This is a genomic window from Flavobacterium labens (assembly GCF_048286755.1).
Taxonomy (GTDB): domain Bacteria; phylum Bacteroidota; class Bacteroidia; order Flavobacteriales; family Flavobacteriaceae; genus Flavobacterium.
On sequence record NZ_JBLVPL010000002.1, the window covers coordinates 379,109 to 400,257 of the forward strand.

At 30.8% G+C, this 21,149-nt stretch carries 16 protein-coding genes; all 16 read right to left on the bottom strand.

What is annotated here, in order from left to right; genetic code table 11:
• Positions 1-206: 206 nt before the first annotated feature.
• On the bottom strand, positions 207-1,271 hold the full coding sequence (locus tag ACNQF8_RS08235) for a Wzz/FepE/Etk N-terminal domain-containing protein (RefSeq protein WP_417953236.1): 1,065 nt from the start codon (positions 1,269-1,271) through the stop codon (positions 207-209).
• Between the two features lie 150 nt (positions 1,272-1,421).
• Positions 1,422-3,848: an SLBB domain-containing protein gene (locus tag ACNQF8_RS08240; RefSeq protein WP_417953237.1), complete on the bottom strand. Its 2,427-nt coding sequence runs from the start codon at positions 3,846-3,848 to the stop codon at positions 1,422-1,424.
• A 403-nt stretch (positions 3,849-4,251) separates the two neighbouring features.
• The gene (locus tag ACNQF8_RS08245; RefSeq protein WP_417951983.1) at positions 4,252-6,624 is read right to left on the bottom strand and encodes a GumC family protein; all 2,373 of its coding nucleotides are present in this window, start codon (positions 6,622-6,624) and stop codon (positions 4,252-4,254) included.
• A gap of 9 nt (positions 6,625-6,633) precedes the next feature.
• Positions 6,634-7,503: a polysaccharide biosynthesis/export family protein gene (locus ACNQF8_RS08250; RefSeq protein ID WP_417951984.1), complete on the bottom strand. Its 870-nt coding sequence runs from the start codon at positions 7,501-7,503 to the stop codon at positions 6,634-6,636.
• A gap of 478 nt (positions 7,504-7,981) precedes the next feature.
• A complete protein-coding gene (locus ACNQF8_RS08255) occupies positions 7,982-9,400 on the bottom strand; it encodes an undecaprenyl-phosphate glucose phosphotransferase (protein WP_417951985.1) in 1,419 nt (472 codons plus the stop codon).
• Positions 9,401-9,584: 184 nt separating this feature from the next.
• Entirely contained in the window at positions 9,585-10,691 is a 1,107-nt protein-coding gene (locus ACNQF8_RS08260) for a DUF1972 domain-containing protein (RefSeq protein ID WP_417951986.1), read from the bottom strand.
• A complete protein-coding gene (locus tag ACNQF8_RS08265) occupies positions 10,688-11,776 on the bottom strand; it encodes a glycosyltransferase family 4 protein (RefSeq protein WP_417951987.1) in 1,089 nt (362 codons plus the stop codon). Before ACNQF8_RS08265 ends, ACNQF8_RS08260 begins: the two co-directional genes overlap by 4 nt.
• A 75-nt stretch (positions 11,777-11,851) precedes the next feature.
• The gene (locus tag ACNQF8_RS08270; protein WP_417983487.1) at positions 11,852-12,430 is read right to left on the bottom strand and encodes an acyltransferase; all 579 of its coding nucleotides are present in this window, start codon (positions 12,428-12,430) and stop codon (positions 11,852-11,854) included.
• Positions 12,431-12,537: 107 nt separating this feature from the next.
• Entirely contained in the window at positions 12,538-13,443 is a 906-nt protein-coding gene (locus tag ACNQF8_RS08275; protein ID WP_417951990.1) for a glycosyltransferase family 2 protein, read from the bottom strand.
• Positions 13,436-14,587 carry an EpsG family protein gene (locus tag ACNQF8_RS08280; protein ID WP_417951991.1) on the bottom strand — a complete coding sequence of 384 codons (1,152 nt, stop codon included), beginning with the start codon at positions 14,585-14,587 and terminating at the stop codon, positions 13,436-13,438. The genes ACNQF8_RS08275 and ACNQF8_RS08280 overlap by 8 nt, the downstream gene beginning before the upstream one ends.
• Positions 14,588-14,599: 12 nt before the next feature.
• Positions 14,600-15,469, bottom strand: a complete 870-nt coding sequence (locus ACNQF8_RS08285; RefSeq protein ID WP_417951992.1) for a 6-hydroxymethylpterin diphosphokinase MptE-like protein — start codon at positions 15,467-15,469, stop codon at positions 14,600-14,602.
• A gap of 28 nt (positions 15,470-15,497) precedes the next feature.
• On the bottom strand, positions 15,498-16,919 hold the full coding sequence (locus tag ACNQF8_RS08290) for a lipopolysaccharide biosynthesis protein (protein WP_417951993.1): 1,422 nt from the start codon (positions 16,917-16,919) through the stop codon (positions 15,498-15,500).
• Positions 16,920-16,974: 55 nt separating this feature from the next.
• Positions 16,975-18,150 carry a sialidase family protein gene (locus ACNQF8_RS08295; RefSeq protein ID WP_417951994.1) on the bottom strand — a complete coding sequence of 392 codons (1,176 nt, stop codon included), beginning with the start codon at positions 18,148-18,150 and terminating at the stop codon, positions 16,975-16,977.
• Positions 18,151-18,285: 135 nt separating this feature from the next.
• A complete protein-coding gene (locus tag ACNQF8_RS08300; protein ID WP_417951995.1) occupies positions 18,286-18,921 on the bottom strand; it encodes an HAD family hydrolase in 636 nt (211 codons plus the stop codon).
• Positions 18,914-19,606, bottom strand: a complete 693-nt coding sequence (locus ACNQF8_RS08305) for an acylneuraminate cytidylyltransferase family protein (protein WP_417951996.1) — start codon at positions 19,604-19,606, stop codon at positions 18,914-18,916. The genes ACNQF8_RS08300 and ACNQF8_RS08305 overlap by 8 nt, the downstream gene beginning before the upstream one ends.
• Before the next feature lie 9 nt (positions 19,607-19,615).
• Positions 19,616-21,148 (bottom strand): aldolase catalytic domain-containing protein, encoded by a 1,533-nt coding sequence (locus ACNQF8_RS08310; protein ID WP_417953239.1) that lies wholly within the window; start codon positions 21,146-21,148, stop codon positions 19,616-19,618.
• Position 21,149 lies beyond the last annotated feature (1 nt).

Consider the following 21,149-nt stretch of genomic DNA (forward strand, 5'->3'; position numbering starts at 1 on the left):
CCAACAGGGTAAATTGTACTATACTCTTTTATCAACTAATGCAGCTACTCGATCATATCACAAACCAAAAATATTTTTTTGGAGTCTTATATCTGGTCAAGACACGGAATGCTTTTATACAGATGATAAAATCATGAAATCAAAAGTATTTATTGCCAATTAAACTCATTAAACTTGGTTTTAACGGAATTAAATATTTTCACTGATTATATATTTTTTATTATTCTTCTAAAAATTAAAGCTAACATTACAAAAAAACTAGCTAAAATACCTCCCAGTAATAGCCCTTTAGTTTTTCCGAACTTTTCCTTACTCAAAGGTAAAATTGGCCGATCAATTACCTGAATTAATGGTGTTTCTTTACGTAATGTTACTTTTGCTAATTCCGTTTGTTTGACCAACTCAGTTAATATAGCGGTATTGGCTTGCACATCAACTTGTCTTCGGGCTGATGGTGCACGACGTACATTAAGGGCAGGATTTAGCATAAACGTGTTATCATTGGCAACAGCCACGCCGGTAATGGCTCCATTCAATTCGCGACGAATCGAATCGGTTTGCCGTTCCAAGATATCCATATTCAATCTAGCTTTTTTACTTTTGGTTGCCACATAAAAATCAGAAACTTCTTTTACTAATGCCTCAGCAAAATACTTGGAGAACAATTCATTTGTAGAATTAACATCTATAGTGATTATAGCTATTTTTTTATCTTTTTGCGCTACAGCTAATCCTGTTTTTGATAGATTGCCATAGATTACCCCCAAGATACTATCATGCGTTCTGGTAAAATACTTGCGCTTAGCATCTGGTAAAAACTGTATCGTCTTAAATTTAGGGATAGCATTCCATTTTTCTCTCCATCCTTGATTTTGGATGTACATCTCTGCTAAAGAAATTATTTTGTCATCCTTGACTACTGGACTCAATAAGGTTTGTTCCACCATAGCACGCGACTTAAACAACTCAGTAAGATTGGCCCCTGTAAAAACACTCCCGCCACCACCACCAAGATCTAAACCGAGGGAACTTGCTAAACCTAATGCACTTCCTAATCCACCCCCGCCAGATTTCTCATCTTCCAATGCAAAAGATAAGGTTGCGGTGTATATAGGCTTTTTAACTAACGAATAAACCACTCCCAAAGTAGCTCCAATAATACCTGCTAATACAATTATTTTCCATTTCGAAAGTAAGTAAACATACGATTCATTTACTTTAGTAATTAATTCTTTTAACGAGATTTCGTCGTTAGGAATCTGTTTATCCATTTGTCAAGATTTTAAGCTTGTTTTTTTTTAATATTGAAATATGTATTTAAGCATATCGACTTAAACCTGTTTTCTGTTTTCATTTGTCTCCCTTAAGGAGAAGAGAGAAAGTGTATAAAACAAATGAAAACTGATTACTAAAACTGATCACTATCTCAATATTGCAATAATCACCCCTGCCAAACTCGCTAAAACTCCAGCAATACTCACAAATTCACCCGTACTCATCTTCTTTGTTTCTGGTTTTTCAGGTACTATAATTTGCGAGCCTGGCTTCACTTTAGGATAGGATCTAATAAATAGGAATGAATGTGCTACTGCCGCTTTACCGTTAGGATAAATAATATAGGATTTTCTCTTCCAACCTTTATTATCCACTCCACCTACAGCACTTAAGTAATAACCAAAACCTTTTCCTTTTGTGTAGGGAATTTCAGAAGTTAACAATACATTTCCGGTAACTTTTACCCCCTCATTAAAGGTTGCTACTTCAATTTCATCTCCAGGAAACAAGGTAACATTGGTACTGCTTTTTGGATTTTTAACAATCGATTTCCAATCCACTGGTATGGTTGCAAATTTCAAATCCTCCTTCAATTTTTTGGTCAACTTTTTTTGAATGCTATCTTGTTTACCTAAGTTTAAATTTACATTTTGAAGATCTTCAATTTGTTTCGCTTGAATTGGTCGTTTAATTTTAACTCCTTCAATGTTTGCCAAAGAGGTCAAACCGCCAGCTCGCTGTACTATATCATACACTTTGTCTTTCTTGTTTGCTAAAACATATTTACCTGCATAATTTACGGCACCACTAATAATAACTGATTCCGGTTTTTCATATACCGCCATTTTACGGATATTTACGACATCAAAAGGCTTCAATTCAAAATTTTTCAACTGCTCATTATTATTCGCCGTAATTTCAATATTAAACAATAGTGCTTTACTTGGGTTAGCATCATCAATCTCTTCTGACATAATCATACGGGCTACCTCAACTCTTTTTGAAGCAGATCCTGTCAAACCACCAGCTTGTACTAATAAATCATTTAGTGTCAAATTCTGATAATAATCATAAACCCCTGGATTTTTTATCTCACCGTCAATTGTTATTTTATATTCTTCTACAAAATCTAAAATAGAATATATCGTTACTATATCCTCTCTTTTTAAAGGAATATCTGCTGCAAGGTCACCAGCTAAGGCCTTAGTCAAATTGACATTTACAATTTCTGTTGTCAAATCGGATTGTAATCGAATGATTCTCGCTCTATTGCTATAGGCGTCCTCTTTCAAGCCATCAGCTTTAGTAATCAAATCAGAAACACGCATACCTTCATAAAAGGAATAGGTATCAGGTCTAAAAACAGCCCCTTCAATTTTAATACGGTTTTCAAATCGATTTAAAATTTTAGATACTCTAAAAACATCACCAGAAAGTGGTTTATAAGTATTGAAATCAGAACTATTAATGTCTATAACTTTAAATTCTTTATCTGTTTTTTGTAATACATTTACAGAGGCAGTATAAGCAAATTCATTAAAACCAGAGGCAAAGGATAGTAAATCAGAAAATGTTTCCCCCTTTTTCATCTCAAAAATACCAGGACGTTTTACCTGCCCTTCAACAGTAACACGTTGGTTGTATGCCGGAATTCTAATAACATCATTATCCTTTAAACCCACATTATCGGATTGGTTTCCATTCACAAGGAATCTATAAATATCAATGTTTCTGTATACTTTATTATCTCTTAACAATTCTATATTTCTATAACTCCCATTTTTACCCGGACCTCCTCCTAAAAACAAGGCATTATAAACTGTTGCCAAAGAAGATATCGAATAATTACCCGGTTGTCTGCTACCAATTATAGTCACTCTAATAGTTCTGATGCGGCTCAAGCTTACGCCAACTTGAGATTGCCCGGATGCAACTGTACTATACACTTTAGCTATAGCACCTTTTATTTTCTGTGTAGCCGCTTCGATTGTCATTCCGGATACTGGAATTTGACCAACATATTGGATATTCACTTTACCTTCCATGGTGACAGGTACACTGGCATTAAACTCCTGTATGCCATATACACTAATCTGTAATTCATCTCCAGGACCTAAAACATAGTTCACTGGTGTGGCTAATTTTAAATTGGGTTCAAAATTTAATGTAGGATTATCAAAAAGTTCGGACCCAAAAATTAAGGCATTAATAGTATCTTTTACTTTAGTATTGACTATTTTATCCTGCTTTCTGGTGAGCTCTTTTGCTTCAATTTCACTATTTAAACCTTCTTTTTTATCAAGACTTGACAAGCTTGAATCTCCTTGTAAACGCAATTTCAACTTAGCAAATTCACTTGCAGGCATTCCTTTAGCTAAAGCCATAGGTTCTGCTTGCTCTATTGTCATATTATTTGTTAAGAGTTGTGTTTTTATTTTTGCAATATCGCTATCCGACAAATAATCCACTTTCAAGGTACTCAAGTCTGTACTTTTAAGTAAATCTTGCGCCATCAAGGTTGAAGATTGAAAAAGAGCTACAAACAATACAACAGCAATAATTATTTTTTTCATGTCTAATCTAAAATTTAATTGTGTCAAATTCACAATCTGTTAACTGTATCTTTTTTAAATCAAAGTATATACAATCGGTTAGTATTAAAAAGTATGCACAGCTTCGCATCAGTAAGTCACATAATAGACTACCCTTTTTTTAAAAATTTCTACAAAGCTAGAGTAAAATTATAGTAAAATCTATAGTTTCGGTAGGAAATATAAATCAAAAAAGTCATTTGATTGATTTTAACTAAAGTACCGGACGGCAATCTTACTATTCTTTTGCGAAAATAAGGACAATTGTTTTTAAATGGCAAAAATCCGTGAATTCCATAAGAAACAATGGTATTAAATAAAAAAAAGTTTACAAAATAAAAATATCAAGTAAACTTTTTCTTGTTTAATTCAAAAATTTATAATTCTATAATTTAAATATTTTTTTATACCAAGGTTCTTTTTCTACTTTTACACCATAACCATATCCATAACCATATCCCTTTGTTGAATCGGTATCATTAAGCAGCAAACACATATTAGGCAATTTTTGCTCTTTAAACAATGTATTTGGAATAGTTAGCATACGCTTTTCTAAAAAATTAGCGCGAGCTACATAAATAAAACAATCTGCATGTTTCGCAATTAATAAGGTATCTGTGACTAAACTCACTGGTGCAGTATCCACAATAATATAGTCATACTGACTTTTTAAAGTCTCAAAGAGAGTATCAACTTTCTTATTCATTAATAGCTCTGCAGGATTAGGTGGGATTACACCTGCCGGCAAAACATGAAAATCTTCAAATCCGTCGTATTTTACAATAAAATCATCCAGCACTAAATCTTTTGAAGACAAAAAATTGGTAACACCACGATCTGGTAAATTTAGATATTCATCCAATCTTGGATTCCTGATATCCAATCCTATCAACAAAACCTTTTTGCCAGACAATGCAAACGTAGCTGCCAGATTAACTGAAACAAAAGTTTTCCCTTCTTTAGGAAAAGTAGACGTTAAAAAAATAGTTTTAGCCAATCCCTCTGGAACTTTACTGACCATAAACTCAAGATTAGTCCTGATAATTCTCAAAGCCTCAGCTGAACTGGTTCTGCTCTCTGACTTCATGATTTCTGTTGGATTATCAGATGTAGGAACATCACCTATAAATGGGATTAATGTTTTCCCATCAAGATCTAAACGACTTTTTATTTTGGTATCCAATAAATCCTTAGTGTATATCACTCCAAATGGAACTAACAATCCTAACAACAAACCTGCCAAATAAATAATGTTTTTCTTAGGAGAAACAGGTCGTTTGCCCGCTTTAGCAGCATCTATCACCCTTGCATTTGGTTCTGTGGCTGACAAAGAAATAGCGGTCTCTTCTCTTTTTTGTAATAAATACAAATACAATTCTTCTTTTACTTTTTGCTGTCTGGCAATAACTCTAAACTGACGCTCCTGTACAGGGATTTTTCCAATTTTAGCATTTAAAATTCCTTCATTACTTTGTAAATCTCTTTTTTGAATACTCAAGGTAGATTTTAGTCTTTGCAAACTTGCCGTAACAGTAGATTTTAGCGACGCTATTTGCTGATCCATTTTAACTACTGATGGATTTTCAGTAGTAGCTGATTTTAAAATACGATTTCGATCTAAAACCAATTTATTGTAGGAACTAATTAACCCAGAGGCATCTCCATCAGCTGAAATAACATTACTGGGCAACAAGTCTGAACTAGAGCTTTTTTTCATATAGTCCAGCATAGAAGCGACTACATTCAGCTGAATTTCCGTTTCCACCCCTTTTTTATCATATTCGCTGGAGCCTTCTATAAAAAGTTTGGCTTCTGTCTCTATATCAGTCAGGTTATTAGATTTTTTAAAACTTTCCACATCCTGTTCTACACCGTCCAACTCTTGAGTAATTAATTTCAGTCGATCCGCAATAAACTTAGAAGTGTTTTCTGAAATAAAGTTCTTATCTGCAGCGGCATCATCATTATAAATTTGAATCATATTATCCAAAAATGCTTCTGCTTTTTTTATAACTGGATTGGTAATAGAAATTTCAACTACACTGCTCGTTTTACTTATAGACTCCACTTTTAATTGTTTTCTAAAAGCATCAACCACATCCTCTAGGGGAGTTAAAACAATACTGATGGGCTTACCCTTGTTTTGAGCACTTACAACAAACTTAGACTTGGAAATAATAAAATGACCATATTTAGAGGAGATTAGCTCACCATATTTAAATACTTTTTTATTATTTAATATTACATTATTACTATCTTTTATTAGTTCATTTTCTAATTCAAAGGTATTTGGTGTTAATGCTGTAAATTTTAAAACCATTTTATTTTCATAAAATCGATTTGTCTTATCAACAAAATAAACGTCAATTGGCGTTTTATTATAAATTTCTCTATCCACCACATTACCTCTAACAATTTGGGCAACATTAAGATTTAATTTTTTTACGGTACTTTCGACTAATGTCCTTGATTTTAAAATTTCAATTTCATTATCAACATTACTTTTTAGACCGCCTCCCATTCCCAAATCAGCAAAAGCAGATAATTCTGAAAGCATCCCTCCTTTTTTCTCGTCTTTAACTAAAATAGTGGTTGAAGCCTGATATTGTGGAATGGTATATCTCAAATATAAAAAAGTCAATAATAAACTGACACACGCGCCAATTACAAACCATCTCCAATAAATACTATATTTATTGATAATCTCTTTTAATTGAAAATCATTCTCTAAATCTTCATTTAATATATTATTTTCCATGTAATAAATTTATTTTGATGTGGTAACAATCAATGTAATTAAAGTAATCAATAAAGAAGTAATAGAAATAATTACACCCGTATTTGGACCAATAGCGGCACCGTTTACCTTATTTTTATTGGGTTCCACATAAACCACATCGTTTTGAGCTAAATAATAAAAAGGAGAATTAATAAAATCTGATTTAGTAATATCTACCCTGTTATACGATTTCACACCATCAATTTCTCTGATTACCAAAATATTATTTCTTTTCCCATAAATCGTTAAATCCTTTGCCATCGTCAAAGCCTCAATCAAAGTAATCCTTTCAGAAGAAACATTATAAGTTCCTGGCAAAGTCACCTCTCCTTGGACCGAAACTTTAAAGTTCATAATACGAAGATTGATAATAGGATTTTTTATATATGCTGCTATCCTATCTTTCAACATCTTAAGCACTTCTGTACGACTCATTCCACTAACTTTTAATTTACCTAATACTGGAAACTCTATAAGTCCATTAGAATCTACTAAATAAAGCTGGGTAGATTGTTGACCAAGTAAATCGGGTCTAGATGCATTGGTTATAAAACTCGTTGTTAAATTGAATGGTAGTGCAATTTCAGGATCATCAGCTGAAACTATAACCATTAGTAAATCATCAGGTTGAATTTTAATTTCATATGAATTTGACTTTACCTGAGAAGTTGAACTATCTATATCCTGATAATAAACAATATCTTTTCGAGAAGCACAAGAAAAAAGAAACAAAACCAAAAACAAGGAGATTGATTTTTGTAATAAGGAAAAATATTTCATAAGTTGAGATTTATTTTTTTTAATGGCCATCTGCAATTGCTTAGCCAGTTCACAAAAGCTCGGGTCGCGTACAATCATTTATCTTTGTGACAAATTGATTTTCCCTCTAATTTCATAGGGTTTTAATTTTTAAAAGTTGCAAATATAAGCATTAAACATTGTATCATGACTAGAAAAAAAACACATCTGTACACTAAATTTTACATAATTTACGGATGATGTGTAATTAAGCCAGTTTCAAATTTCATAATTGAACAAATAAAAATACGTTAAGTTTGTCATTTCGAGTCACAATTCCCAAGCAAAACAAACGGTCGAAGTAATCACATTTTCGTTTCACTAGTTGAATACAAGAAGTCCTTATATCGAACAATAGACTAAACAATTGACTCTAAATACTGATCACTGTCAACCGAATATTAAAACTTACCATAAACCTAATCCCTGAATACTGTACTCTGAACACTGATCATTGAGCACTCAAATCTGAATACTGAATACTGAACACTCAAATCTGAACACTCAAATCTGAACACTGAACACTGACTACTGATCACTAATAAGCCTTCTCCTCCCCTTCAAACACATTAAAAACAGTACGGAAAATAATTTTTAGGTCCAAAATTAGGCTCCAGTTTTCAATATACCAGATATCATAATCGACTCGATCCTTCATATCTACCAGTTCCTTTGTTTCACCGCGAAAACCATTGACTTGCGCCCATCCTGTAATTCCGGGTTTAGCATAATGACGCACCAAGTAGTTATTTATTAGTTCCGAATACTGTTCCGTATGCATTAACATATGCGGACGTGGACCAACCACAGACATATTCCCCCAAAAGACATTTAAAAACTGAGGTAGTTCATCCATATTAGTCCTGCGCAGAAATGCTCCTATTTTAGTTACTCGTTTATCCCCTAAAGTAGCCTGCATTGTATCAGCACAAGCATTTACCCGCATAGTTCTAAATTTTAAACAACCAAACGCTTGATTATCTCTTCCGGAACGTTCCTGTCTAAAAAAAACAGGTCCAGGAGAATCTAATTTGATTAGAAGCATCAAGATGGGGAAAAGCCAAGGAAAAATTAATACAATAACACTGAAGGAAAAACAAAGATCAAATGCTTTTTTCAGCAAAAGGTTAGAAGTAATTTCTAAGGGCTCCTTCCTAAGCATTAAAACTGGAGTATTCTCGTAAAAACTGATTTCTACCTTACGGGACTTCGTGTACAACTGAAAATCAGGTATGAATTTAATCCGTACCATATAACGTTCACAAAGTTCCGTAAGATAATTAATCGTTTTAATACTGTCAATATGGAGTGCAATATACATTTCATCTACATTTTCAGTACTGATATAATCTTGGATAGCATCAAACCCTCCTAATAATGGGGAGGAAATAGAAGCAACAGGATCAACTTTATCATCAAAAAAACCCAAAACGCGATACCCATAGGTAAGGTCTTTGGATAGAATTTTACGCATATGCTCTCCGGTATCATTCGCTCCTATTATAACAACATTTTTGAAATTATATCCCTGAGCCCGAATGTATTTTAAGAGTTTCATAAACGCTACTCGAGATACAAATAAGAAAACAAAAAATAGTATATAAAAACTCAATAGGCGCAAACGCGAAATCTCTGAAAATTTCAAAACTACGATAAGCAAGACTATCAAGGCAGCATGAATCGCTATAATCCGAATGGCGCGCATCAATATAGATTCAATTCTTTCAATACGCACTATCCGATACGAATCCTTGTAAAGCAACAATACAATCCAAAAAACATTGGACAATAGGGAAATGGTTCGTACTTCTTTCAAATCCAACCGATCCAAATTATCATAACGAATAAGAAGAGAAAAAATAATCGCTACATTTAATAGAACGATGTCCCACATGAGAAAACAAAGTTTAAAATAACGCGAAAAACGGTAAGTGGCAAGTTCTTTTAAAAGTGACATACAAAGAAAAATAGTAGGTTTGTTTTGTAATTTTTTTATGAATTATACTTTAAGCTCAATACTTTGTTCTATATATTTTACAAAAATAAATTAATAAAATTTTAAATTATTGCATGGGTGTCGTGTTTTTTTTTAGTATTAAACCTAAATAAAACACATTTATTATAATAGAATAATAAAAACACTATCTATTGAAAACTCCTTCAATATTAAAAAAATGGTTTGCATATTGATCGGAAATAATTTCCCAATCATAGACAGTTGTAATTTTTTTACTGTTTTCTTGTAAAATCAGCTGATATTGATCCTGATGATATACTACATTTAAGATATGATTCGATACATCATTTGCATTTTGAAAATATATCGCATCATCTCCAAGAATATATTTGTTAAACGGATTATCATTGGCACAAATCAAACTATTGGATGCCATTGCTTCCAATAGCGACGGATTAGTACCTCCTACAGTATGCCCATGAAAATAGATATTAGAATAATAGCGTAAATTATTCAAAACTTCAATATTATAAATACCACCACTGAATTGAATTTGAGAGTGATTAGAAAACTTGTTTTTTAAATAATTTCCATAAGTGGTTTCATGATTGCCAATTACTAAAAAAGGTCTAGAAACATTAGCCTGTACTACTCCATCTAATATAACTTCAATACTGTTTTCCGGTTCCAGTCGGGCGATAAGCATATCATATTGATTCGCAATTAAATTATATGTTGCAAGAATACTAGAATCTGGCGTCTCAAACAATGTAGCACCATACGCAATGTAAGTAGAAGTTACCTTGTACTTCTCGTTTAGATAATCTTGAATCCCTATAGAATCTGATATTAAATGATCGCTGTATTTAACACCAAGAGATTCAGCATATCGAAGAAATTTTTTAATTTTTTCTGAATATTTAGTGCGCTTCCATTCTAATCCATCCATATTGGTGGTAACAACAACTTTCTTTGGCATTAACCATCCCCAAATAGAACTACTAGTATACCCCAACTGTAATATAACATCACAGTGGTGTTTTCTAACATCTAAAATACAATTCAAGTCATAAATAAACTGACCAGCTGTTCCTATTGCATTTTCGGGATCATAACAATGCACAATTTGAACACCATTCCATACCTTTTCTTGATAGGGATGATTATGCGAATTATAAACAATGACTTCAAATCCTCGTTTTACAAGTCCCAAAGCTAGATATTCTGCACATTGCTCGAAACCTCCATAATGATTAGGAATTCCACGAGTTCCTACGATTGCTATTTTCATGATTTATTTAAAATTGAATTATAAGCTTTTAAAGTTTGTTCAGCTGTCTTTTCCCAAACATATTCCTTTAAAATTAATTCTTTCAAGGAATCTTTATTAGGCTCATAAAATGCTTTTATGACCATATTTTTAATTGAAAGAATATCATCTGGTTCGCAATAATAAGCTAAATCATTGAAATATTCTTCAGTATCTCCTTTTGGGGTAATTACTATGTTACACTCCATAATTGCAGCCTCCAACGAACTTAGTCCGGTGGTCTCAAACCAACTGGGCAAAACATGCACTTTTGCAGCCTTAAATATGGATGCTAATTGGTTGTGATCTATATGTTCAATGAGTTGCATATTAGCATTTTCTTCAATTAATTTAACACACTCTTTATAGTAAGCTATATGATTTGGTGCAGGTTTACCTATAATTGTTAAAAATAAATCGGTCCCAGCTAAAGCTTTAATTAAATTCAATTGGTTTTTAATTCCTTCTATTCTTCCTACACACAATATATGATTCTTGAATTTTTCATTAGGACTTACAGTACTACTAAAAGTTAAGGTATTAATTGCATTTGGAACTTTAATATAGGGGGTTGCCACATGATACTTCTTTACAAATCGATTGTACTCACTATGAGAATTTGGGAGAAGAAGATTTGCTTTTTTCGCAACATATTTAACAGATGCTCGATGTCCATTAAGTAAGTAGTACTTTGAATTTATAACATCTCCATTTTTTAAAAACCTCGCAATTGTTTTTATATACTCTAATTTATCACTGCTTAACAAATTACCCAACAGTCCTAATAGACCTCCTCTATTTTTTTCGAATTCACTATAATCCACAAAAATGGTGGAAACAACAAAAGGGAGATTTGAATTATTGATATGTGATATTATGTCATCAGGCCGTATAATATTAAAGAAATGCATAATATCGTATTTAGAATAATCAATTATTGAATACCCTATATTTATATCAACTTCAACACCTAAATGACGTAAATATTCAGCCGTTGAATTTATTTGAATGGTGTCTCCCCCTGGCGTAATTTCAAGGGTTTTTCGAGCAATCATAAGTACTCTCATTGTATATTAAAATATTTAATTTAAAATTGATTGTATAATTCAAATTCTATACGCCTACTATTACTCAAATTTATATTATTCTCTTGTCTTTATTTTTTTGGCAGGAACTCCTCCATAAATAGTATTACATTTATAGACTCCTGCAGTCAAAACAGCGCCTGCAGCTACAATACAGCCATCTCCGAGATGAACTCCATCAAGAATTGTTACTTTTGCTCCAAGCCAACAATTTTTTCCTATTGAAATACCCATATGATTTACTCCTTGAAGACGTATTGGAATATCCAAAATTGAATAATTGTGATTCTCAGAATGGAAACTTACATAATTCCCAATAATTGTATCACTTCCAATTTTAATCCCACCAGCACATCCATAAAAACAATCTCTTCCTAAACCTACATCATTTCCAACAATGAGTCCTTTGCCAATATGTTTTAAACTTCCAGAACATTCAATAACCGTTCTTTTACCAAGTGAAACATTGTCTCCAAAATGAATCCCATCTTTTGATAATGCATCAATAAAACATTTATCATCTATACTTACTCCTCTTCCAAACACAATTAAATTCTTAGCTCGTACTGTTACACCTTTACCAATAAACAATAAGCCTTTATTTTTAGTAAATGAAAGATTACCACGAATAAACATTAAACAACGTTTAGTAACTTCTGAAAATAAATAAGATGAAGGTATATTATGATCTAACTTAAAATCTTTACTCTTAATTCTAGTTATAATCTGGTTTATTATTTTTACTAGCATAATGTAATGTATAGTGGAAGAAAAAAAATCCTAAAAGAACTTAAATACCCAAATGAGTATAATTTATTTATCTTATAAAATGTTTTTCGTTTTTCATTTGATTGATAAAATCCAAATACATAGTAAGAAAATATCATTATTAAAGCTTGGAAATTTTTTAAAATATATTTAATTTTATTGTTATTTTTTTGTAAAACTCCACTTGATTTACCATTTAGATATGAATAATCAAACACGTATTTTTTATTTAATTTACTATTTATTTTATGTAATACTATAAGTTCTGGATTATATATAATTTTACAACCTATTTTTTTTGCTCTATCAAAATAGTCGTTTTCTTCCCCTCCCATTAAATTGTCTCCTTTTCTCCCTAACTCAGAATTATAAAAGCCTACTTCTGTGGCAATTTTTTTTGTCATTGCATAATTAGCACCCATTAAAGCATCAACTATTTGAACATTGTTTCCTAAATCAAAAATACTGACAAGGTAAAAGTATTTTGTGGGAAGCCATTTTGGAATATCGGTTTTGAATGGAAGTACTTTTCCTCCAAATATAGAAATTGATTTATCTGATAAAATTGAATCTGCGATATCAAAATAATTATCAACCAATTCTACGTCATCATCTAAATAAACTAATATTTCTCCTAAAGCTTCTTTCATACCCCTGTTACGTGCATGAGACAATCCTTGCTGGGTTTCAAGAAAATATTTTACCGTACTATTTGAACAATATTTGCCCTCGATGGACGGTGTGAGATCTGTTGATTTATTGTCAATTATTAGAATTTCAGAATCTTCTCTGTTTTTTAAAACACTTAAAACAGAATCAATGGTCTCTGTTAATAATTCGAACCTGTTGTAAGAACAAATAATAATACTGTATTTAATCATGATTGAAAATGAATTGGATTGGAGCAATGTCTGCAGCATTGTTATAAATCGCTTTGTAATAAAACAATAGCATAGCCAAGCAAATGACAATTGCTAAAGGCTTTACTATTCTATTGAATGGATACTTTAAAACATTAAAAATATAAAACATTAAAAAAGCTAGTATAACGACCCTAAAAAATATAAAATAATCTGCAATTCTAGCCAGAATAAAATTATCAGCAAAAACCCTGGATAAAATTAATCCAACAAAAAAAAGATTATAAAACGGTATGAAATTAAAGTTATTAAATTTTTCTTTTAACTTTTCATAAAAAATAATAATAAGTAAATCCATAAAAAAGAATAAAAAAATAGACAAACCATCACCTCTTTTATTCTCGTCCGTAATTTCTTTCATTAAATCTAGGTTTTCAAGATAATAATCATAACCCATCAAGTTTATTAAAGGTGTGAAATATTCTAACACAATATTAAAGAATCTTGGTAGAATGAATACTGATAGAAAGAGAATTATTATTTGTGCTTTCACATTTTTAAACCATTCAAATTTTAAGAAGGGAAGTAAAATAAAAGGCAATATCACTGTTTTATGCATTGAAAAAGCAAAAAGACCTAGTAAGAATGTTTTTAAAAATTTTTTTTGGTAAAAAAGCTGCAAACAATACATAAAAATTAAAAATGCAAGTGTCTGTCGCATAACATTCATACTAACAAAAAAAATAAGACTGGTAAAAAAGAGGAAGAAATACCAAGACCGTAGAAATGGAATGCTTTTTAGGAAAAGTAATAAAAATAAAATTTGTAAAAAAGCAAAAACAATAAATAAAGAATAACTTTCAAACCCAAATTCTACCAAAAATTGGTTCAACCAAATAAATCCAAAATCATTATCAACAGGAAAATGACCTGAACGACTGAGTTCCTTAAACCATCTCGTATATCCCTCATAATCTCTACCTACGTTGTACCTTAAACCAATAACTAAGGAATACATCAACATAAAAAAATAAATCCCTGGTCTGGTAAAATCTATCTCAAAATTGTTATTTGCTCCAATCTTTTTTGATATTAATTTATTTGAAAAGAGGATGCAAAGTATTAAGAATAAAGTATAAAATATATATGTATTAGTATCAGTCACTTAACCAGATATTTAATTAAATATTTTTTCGAAGTCTTTACGTTCAAAGACCTCTAAATGTCCTTTGTAAGTAGCGTTCCAAATCTTCCTATTATCATTTAAGAAATGATTTCTTGCAACAGTAAAACCTTTTTCCATTCTATCAACATTAGGGTCATGCCATCTCTCGCCTTTAGTGTAATAATTAGGGGTAAAATGATTTTCATCATTTTCCTCTGTAACTACGATAGAGGAATCCGTTTTTTCTAATTTAGCATAATTATGATCAAAACCAATCATATATACCTCATCAAATCCCATATAGAAAGCTAATTGAAGACACATAAAAGTTACACTACCTCCTACACCAATTTTTCTCAAACAATTATCAGAGAATAGCGGCTTGAATATTTTATCAGAATAATTTATATATGCATTAAAATTGACAGTGTTACAATCTTTTTTAAGCGTATAATCCAAAAAAGTAGGCACAAACTTAACTGGTCCATTCAATTCATTAATCTCAGAAGCGCGATCTTCGGCTATCAAATAATCCTCTATAACATAATATGTGGGTAAGAAACCCATTTTTTCTTGATTCAGGTAAATACCATTAACCCCAAATGTTGTTTCCCCTTTCAATAAAGTTAAATCTAATTTATTCAATGATGGACCATTACCAATAATAAAGCATCTTTCACCTTTATGTTTGTTTTTAAACGACTGTAGTTTTTTTTCATTTTTAGTAAAAATAATTCTTAACCCTGCTAACCTAAAACGCAGTGTATACCATAAATGATCTAAATAATTTCTGTTTTTTCTAAGATCCAATATTGAATTTTTATCTATGAAAATATTGAGCACAAAAAAGAAAATAGGCTTAATAATTTTTTTAATTGACATATTGATATTTTTCTTTTTAAAATGAAAATTATTGTTTTTTAAAAACAAGTTTTATTAATTGGAATCCGTGAATTAAATCTTTTCTCATCATCAGCGTAAATAAAACAAGACAAACAACAGTTGTGCTTATTGTTATAGTATCATTTTTAATAAATGTTGACACTAAGACAACTGTTAAGCTAATTATTGACATCAATAAATAAAAATAAACATTGCTTATTTTTACGATTTTCCAAGAATATTTAATCCTAGTTATTGCCATTATTAAATGGGACAAAACAATTGCTGTTACGGCGCCATATAAACCCCAAATTGGGATTAAAATTATATTAAAAATCACAGCAATTAAGGCACCCCAAACACTGGAATAAAAATAATATTTACTCTCTCTTGTTGCTGAAAAATTAGTTCCTACAAAACCAGAAACTGCAGCAAACAGCGAAGAAAGAGAAAGTATAGGAATATATTGCCATGCCTCAAAAAACTTGATATCTGCAACAAAACCTATTAAAGTTTTACCCAAAACACTCAGCATAATAACGCAAAAGACCAATAGACTGAAAACTAACTTTAGAATTTGATTATAGAATTTTTCATAACTCTCCTTTCGATATTCTTCAATCACTGAAATCTGCCATGAAACCATAAAAACAGAAAACAAAACATTTATTAAAGAAGGAAACTTATAAGCAACCGCAAATAATCCAATAGCATGCATTCCCAAATATTCTTCCATTAGCGGTCTGTTTAAAGAAGCAACTAACCACCACATTATAGCATTTGGGATTAATGGAATAGAATATGTTATCATTTGCCTGTATTTTTCAAAATTTAATACCTCGAAAGAAAAATATTGATATGATTTTGAATGAATAAAAGTATACAGTGCTGAAATAAAAAAAGAAAGTATTTGAGCAATAAAAAAACCTACTAGACCATATTGAGGAATAAGAAAAAGAGAAAGAATAGCCGTAAGAAATGTTAATATAACCCCAGAAATTGCGTAAACCTTAATATTGTTTATGCTTCGAGAAAATTGCTGTGAAAAAGTTTGAAGAAATAAAGCTACTACTAACAGATAAATGTAGCGAATATTATTTGTAATACTTTTGAGGATATTTACCTCCAGTAAAAATTCCTTTATTCCAAATAACAAAAAGCCAGTAACTATCAACAACAATAATGAATATAATAATCCAGATGAAAAATATTGTTTTTGACTTGTAAGATCTTTATCTTTAGGAAAAATGAAAATCGATTCAGAAATACTCAATGTAACTATAGCAATTAGAAGACTAACATAAACCAAAGCATTGTCAGAAGCTCCATAATCTTCAACAGTTAGCCATTTAGTATAAAAAGGAAGCATCAAAAAAGCAATCATCTTACTTCCAATATTACCAACAAAAACCAAAACTGTATTTTTACCTAATTGTTTGTATTTACTCATTACTATATGCTGAATCTTTTTAGTTTCACTGAAATTAAAATAATCAACAGGATTACTATTTAAGCGAACTTATTTTTGTTCTAAAAACTTGAGACTTATCATTTTTAATAATATCTTCTTCTTTTACTTGAACAAAATTAATAATACCCATTGGCACCCTTGCATTATCGTAAACAATATTCAACACTCCTGGTTCTGTTTCAATCATGTCAGGATATGAAACATCCTCATTTGTATCAATAACCATTTTGTAAGGCCAAGTCTCACCATCATCTTCAGAAAGATAAATTGACATATTTGTCCTAGTCGTGGCATTATTAAATATGATTATCAAGCGACCCGACTGTAACTTAGCCAAATGAAAACGAGCAGAAGTAGTGGCCCCAAGATCAGTGAATTTTTTCCCCACATCCCAAATTTTCCCATCCTTACTTTTAGAATAATAAATACCATCTACAGACCTTGTCATGCCTAAAAAAGTAGAATTTTTCAATTCAACAAACATATGTTCATAAATCATATGTTGCTTAGAAACATTCATTGTTATTCCGCCCACTTTAGTAAAATCTACCAAATTATTTGAGGCATAATTACCTTTGTACATAAAGGGTTGCTGCAACATAGGATTTCCAGCATACCAAACGGCTATAGGAAATACCATTTGATCAGAAAATACAGAATTAAAGGGTTTATTTATCATAATTCCTGGAGCAAGCCTTCTGGGAGCAGTGTAAGCTATAGTTCCGCTAGGTTCCGATAATTTCAATTTAGAATACCAAGTCTCAGCCCATATCTTACTAATAACCTTCTTTTTCTCTATATGCTTAGCCCAAGCTATATATAAATTACCAAACTTATCATTAAACAAACTAGCATCCATCACTCTTGTAGAATCTTCCGGATTAACAAAAAAGACTAGTTTGTCGTGATTCCAAGTTCGCCCTTTATCTTTACTTAAAGATACTGTAATATAATTTTCATTTCCTTCCCATTTGCCTCCGCTTATCCAAGCGGCATATAAATTACCTAATCGATCTTTACCTACTGACGCAATGCCTTGCCACGTTCTATTAGTTCTGTTATAATTTAAATTACTGCCTTGATTTTGAAGTATTCCTCCTTCAATATACACATCTGAATCTGGCACATGACCTTGTGGCAACAACGTAAAATCCTGTCCTACAAAATCATTATTTTTAACGGTTAAATCATCTGATGGTTTATCTGACAAAAAATCTTTATCAGAACTACAACTGGTAAAAAAAAATATAAAAAGAACGGATAATATGAATACGTATTTTTTTTTCATTTCTAAATAAATGTATTATTTGTAAATAAACAATTAATTGGTTTCAAAGTAATTAATTTATAAAACCAAAAAAGTAATCTCAGAAAAAGACTGAATGTATCTGACGGAAAGGTCTAACAATTTCTTATTATTATACCCATAAAATAAAATATTATTAGCTTCCGCTGCTTCAAAATCATTAAAAGAATCACCTATCAAACATATTTCAACTTTATTATAATTATTACTAATCATAACTTGCTTCACTAATTCTTTTTTAGGAGTTGGAGAACCATGAATCGAAATAAAATATTTTGATAAACCCAAAGCTTCACAAATATACCTCAATTCGTTTCCATCTGATCCTGAAACAATATGCATATTATATTTTGAATAATTATCCATAATAAACTTTAATGAATCTTCAATCAATAGATTAGAATCCAAGAGATTTTCAAGCATTACTACTGAAAACTCATCAGCTAACACTTTAATCTCTGCATCCGTAATAGATTCTTTTCTTATTTCTTCAAAAAAATATCTAAACTTATTATATCTAGAAAGTCCTCCATTACTTCTATGATATTCCATCAAAAGAAAAACTTGTTCTTTAGGATAACCTTTTAAAACGATTTCAAAACCTTTATCCCGAATAGGCATGGAATCCATTATAACGCCATCAAAATCCCAAAGAATTGTTTTAAATTTATCCATTCAAATGTTTATATATTAATTCGGCCATTTCAAAATCAGCTTCCCAATCTACATCAAAAGATTTATACCCCAACTGCTCCATTAAAAATGGTTTAATCCCAATCCTATCCTGATTACTTAAATAAACAGCTTTAGGCGCTATAAAAAAAGCACTATCAATTTCATAAAGAGGAGCTAAATCTTGGGTTCTAGGCCATTTTACATCTGTGATTCTGTTAATTAGATCATCTTTTTCTTTAGACCAGATAAAATTTTGAATTTTTTTTACACTCATCAAAGAATCATAACCATCATTAATAGCTTGAAAATATGATTTAATAGCATTATCATAATCTTCACCCATTACAAAAGGAGAAGTAACATGAGTCCACAAAATATGAGACATATTACAAACTAATGGTACATATTTCACTAAATCAATAAGATTAGTGCTACTAAGTGCAAGGATTTCTGGTCGATCAATGATTTTTAATCTACTATCATTCTTAGATATTTTTTTTCCATATTCTAGTGAGGCTTCATCGTTAGATGAAAGAATAATTTCGTGTATTAACTTGGTATTGAAAAGTTGATTAAGTTTTATTTCTAATAATCCATTGTTATGACCACAAAAATCCCTCGTGTTTTTATTCATAACTCTTTCGCTTCCTTTTCTTGTAGGTAAAAAAACGCTAACTGTTTCCATATAAATCTATTAATACAGTTCAGAATAAACAGATTCTTGAGACAATCCTCTGTATTTGGTAGGGGTAATAGATTTTAAACTAAAATTATTAATGGAAAAATTTTTAAATAAATATTCATTCTCATTGAATAGTTCTAACTTATGTTGATCAATTTCGCCATTGTAGCCATCATAACCGCATACGATTGCTTCTTTGATTTTCAGTTCTTTTATTAATTGAAGTAATAACGATGTAATTGAACTTTTATATCTATCCGTTACATTTATTTCTGAAAGTTGATATGAATTTAATTTAAAATTTTTAGGTATATAAGTCCCCATAGCTCTAGGATAGGGTGGTAATATTGCTGTCCTATTGTTTGGAATTGAATTAAATACTTTTTCTAATCTATGCCCTTCATTACCTGCTAAACAATGATATTGTTTATTGCTACATTCATTTAAGTGGCTAACATTTCTTGAACTTGAATGTATTATTACTACATCTGGATTTAAATATAAATAGTTTTTAATAGCTTCAATATGTTCTTTAACACTATCACCACCTCCAACTATTAAAGCTTTACTAAAGATTTCAATTGGTAAATATTCATTTAATTTTTCGTTATCTTTTAATCCTTTAGATTGGTTGCTTAAAGCTCTAATAATACTATTAAATGAATAATATCGTTTGCCTACCCAATCCATCACATCTTTTTGTGGTAATGAATTGGCTCCAGAGACCATATATGGTAAATTAGTTCCCCATTCATGTTTTTTTTGTAATTGCACAAAAGCATCTGTAACTGAAGAAAGGGCATTAAAATCAACATCTAGATTATTTCGCTGATTTAAAGCTGTCAATAAAAGTTCGGTTTTTAAATTTCCCGCACCTCTTCCCATACCAGTAATAGTAGCATCGACAATATCTGCACCACATTCAATGGCAGTCAAAGTATTTATTAGGGCAAGTTCTAAATTATTATGTCCATGGAAGCCAATTTTCGTACTCATTTGAGAGCGGACAAGTCCGAAAATTTCTTTTACATCTTCTGGATAAACACCTCCATAAGAGTCAACCATATAAAAATAATCAGCCACACCATCCACATACTTTAGATTAGATAAGAATTCAGGTAAGTTTTTCCATTTAGACATGTACATAACATTAAACCCTAACTCAAACCCCATCGATTTGACTTTTTTAGCTAAATCAATCGCTCTTAACAATTGCTCTGGATCAATTGCAATTCTAACCATTGTGATTATGCCAATACACGGCTTCAATAATTCCTCTACTGTGTCTAATTGTATATCCTTTTCATTTAAAATGATAACTAATTTTTTATTAGACAAACGTGATAATTTTTTTAGCACAAAATCTGGACAATAAAAATATTCCCCATAGTATCCAGAAAGTTTAGGACTTCGATATCCAACTTCTAAATACTCAACTGGCAAATTATTCATTGCTGTTAAATAGGTTTCGACTAAATTTTTATCAAAATCCCAATTTGTATAATATCCTCCATCACGCAAAGTACAATCAAGTATTTTAAACATA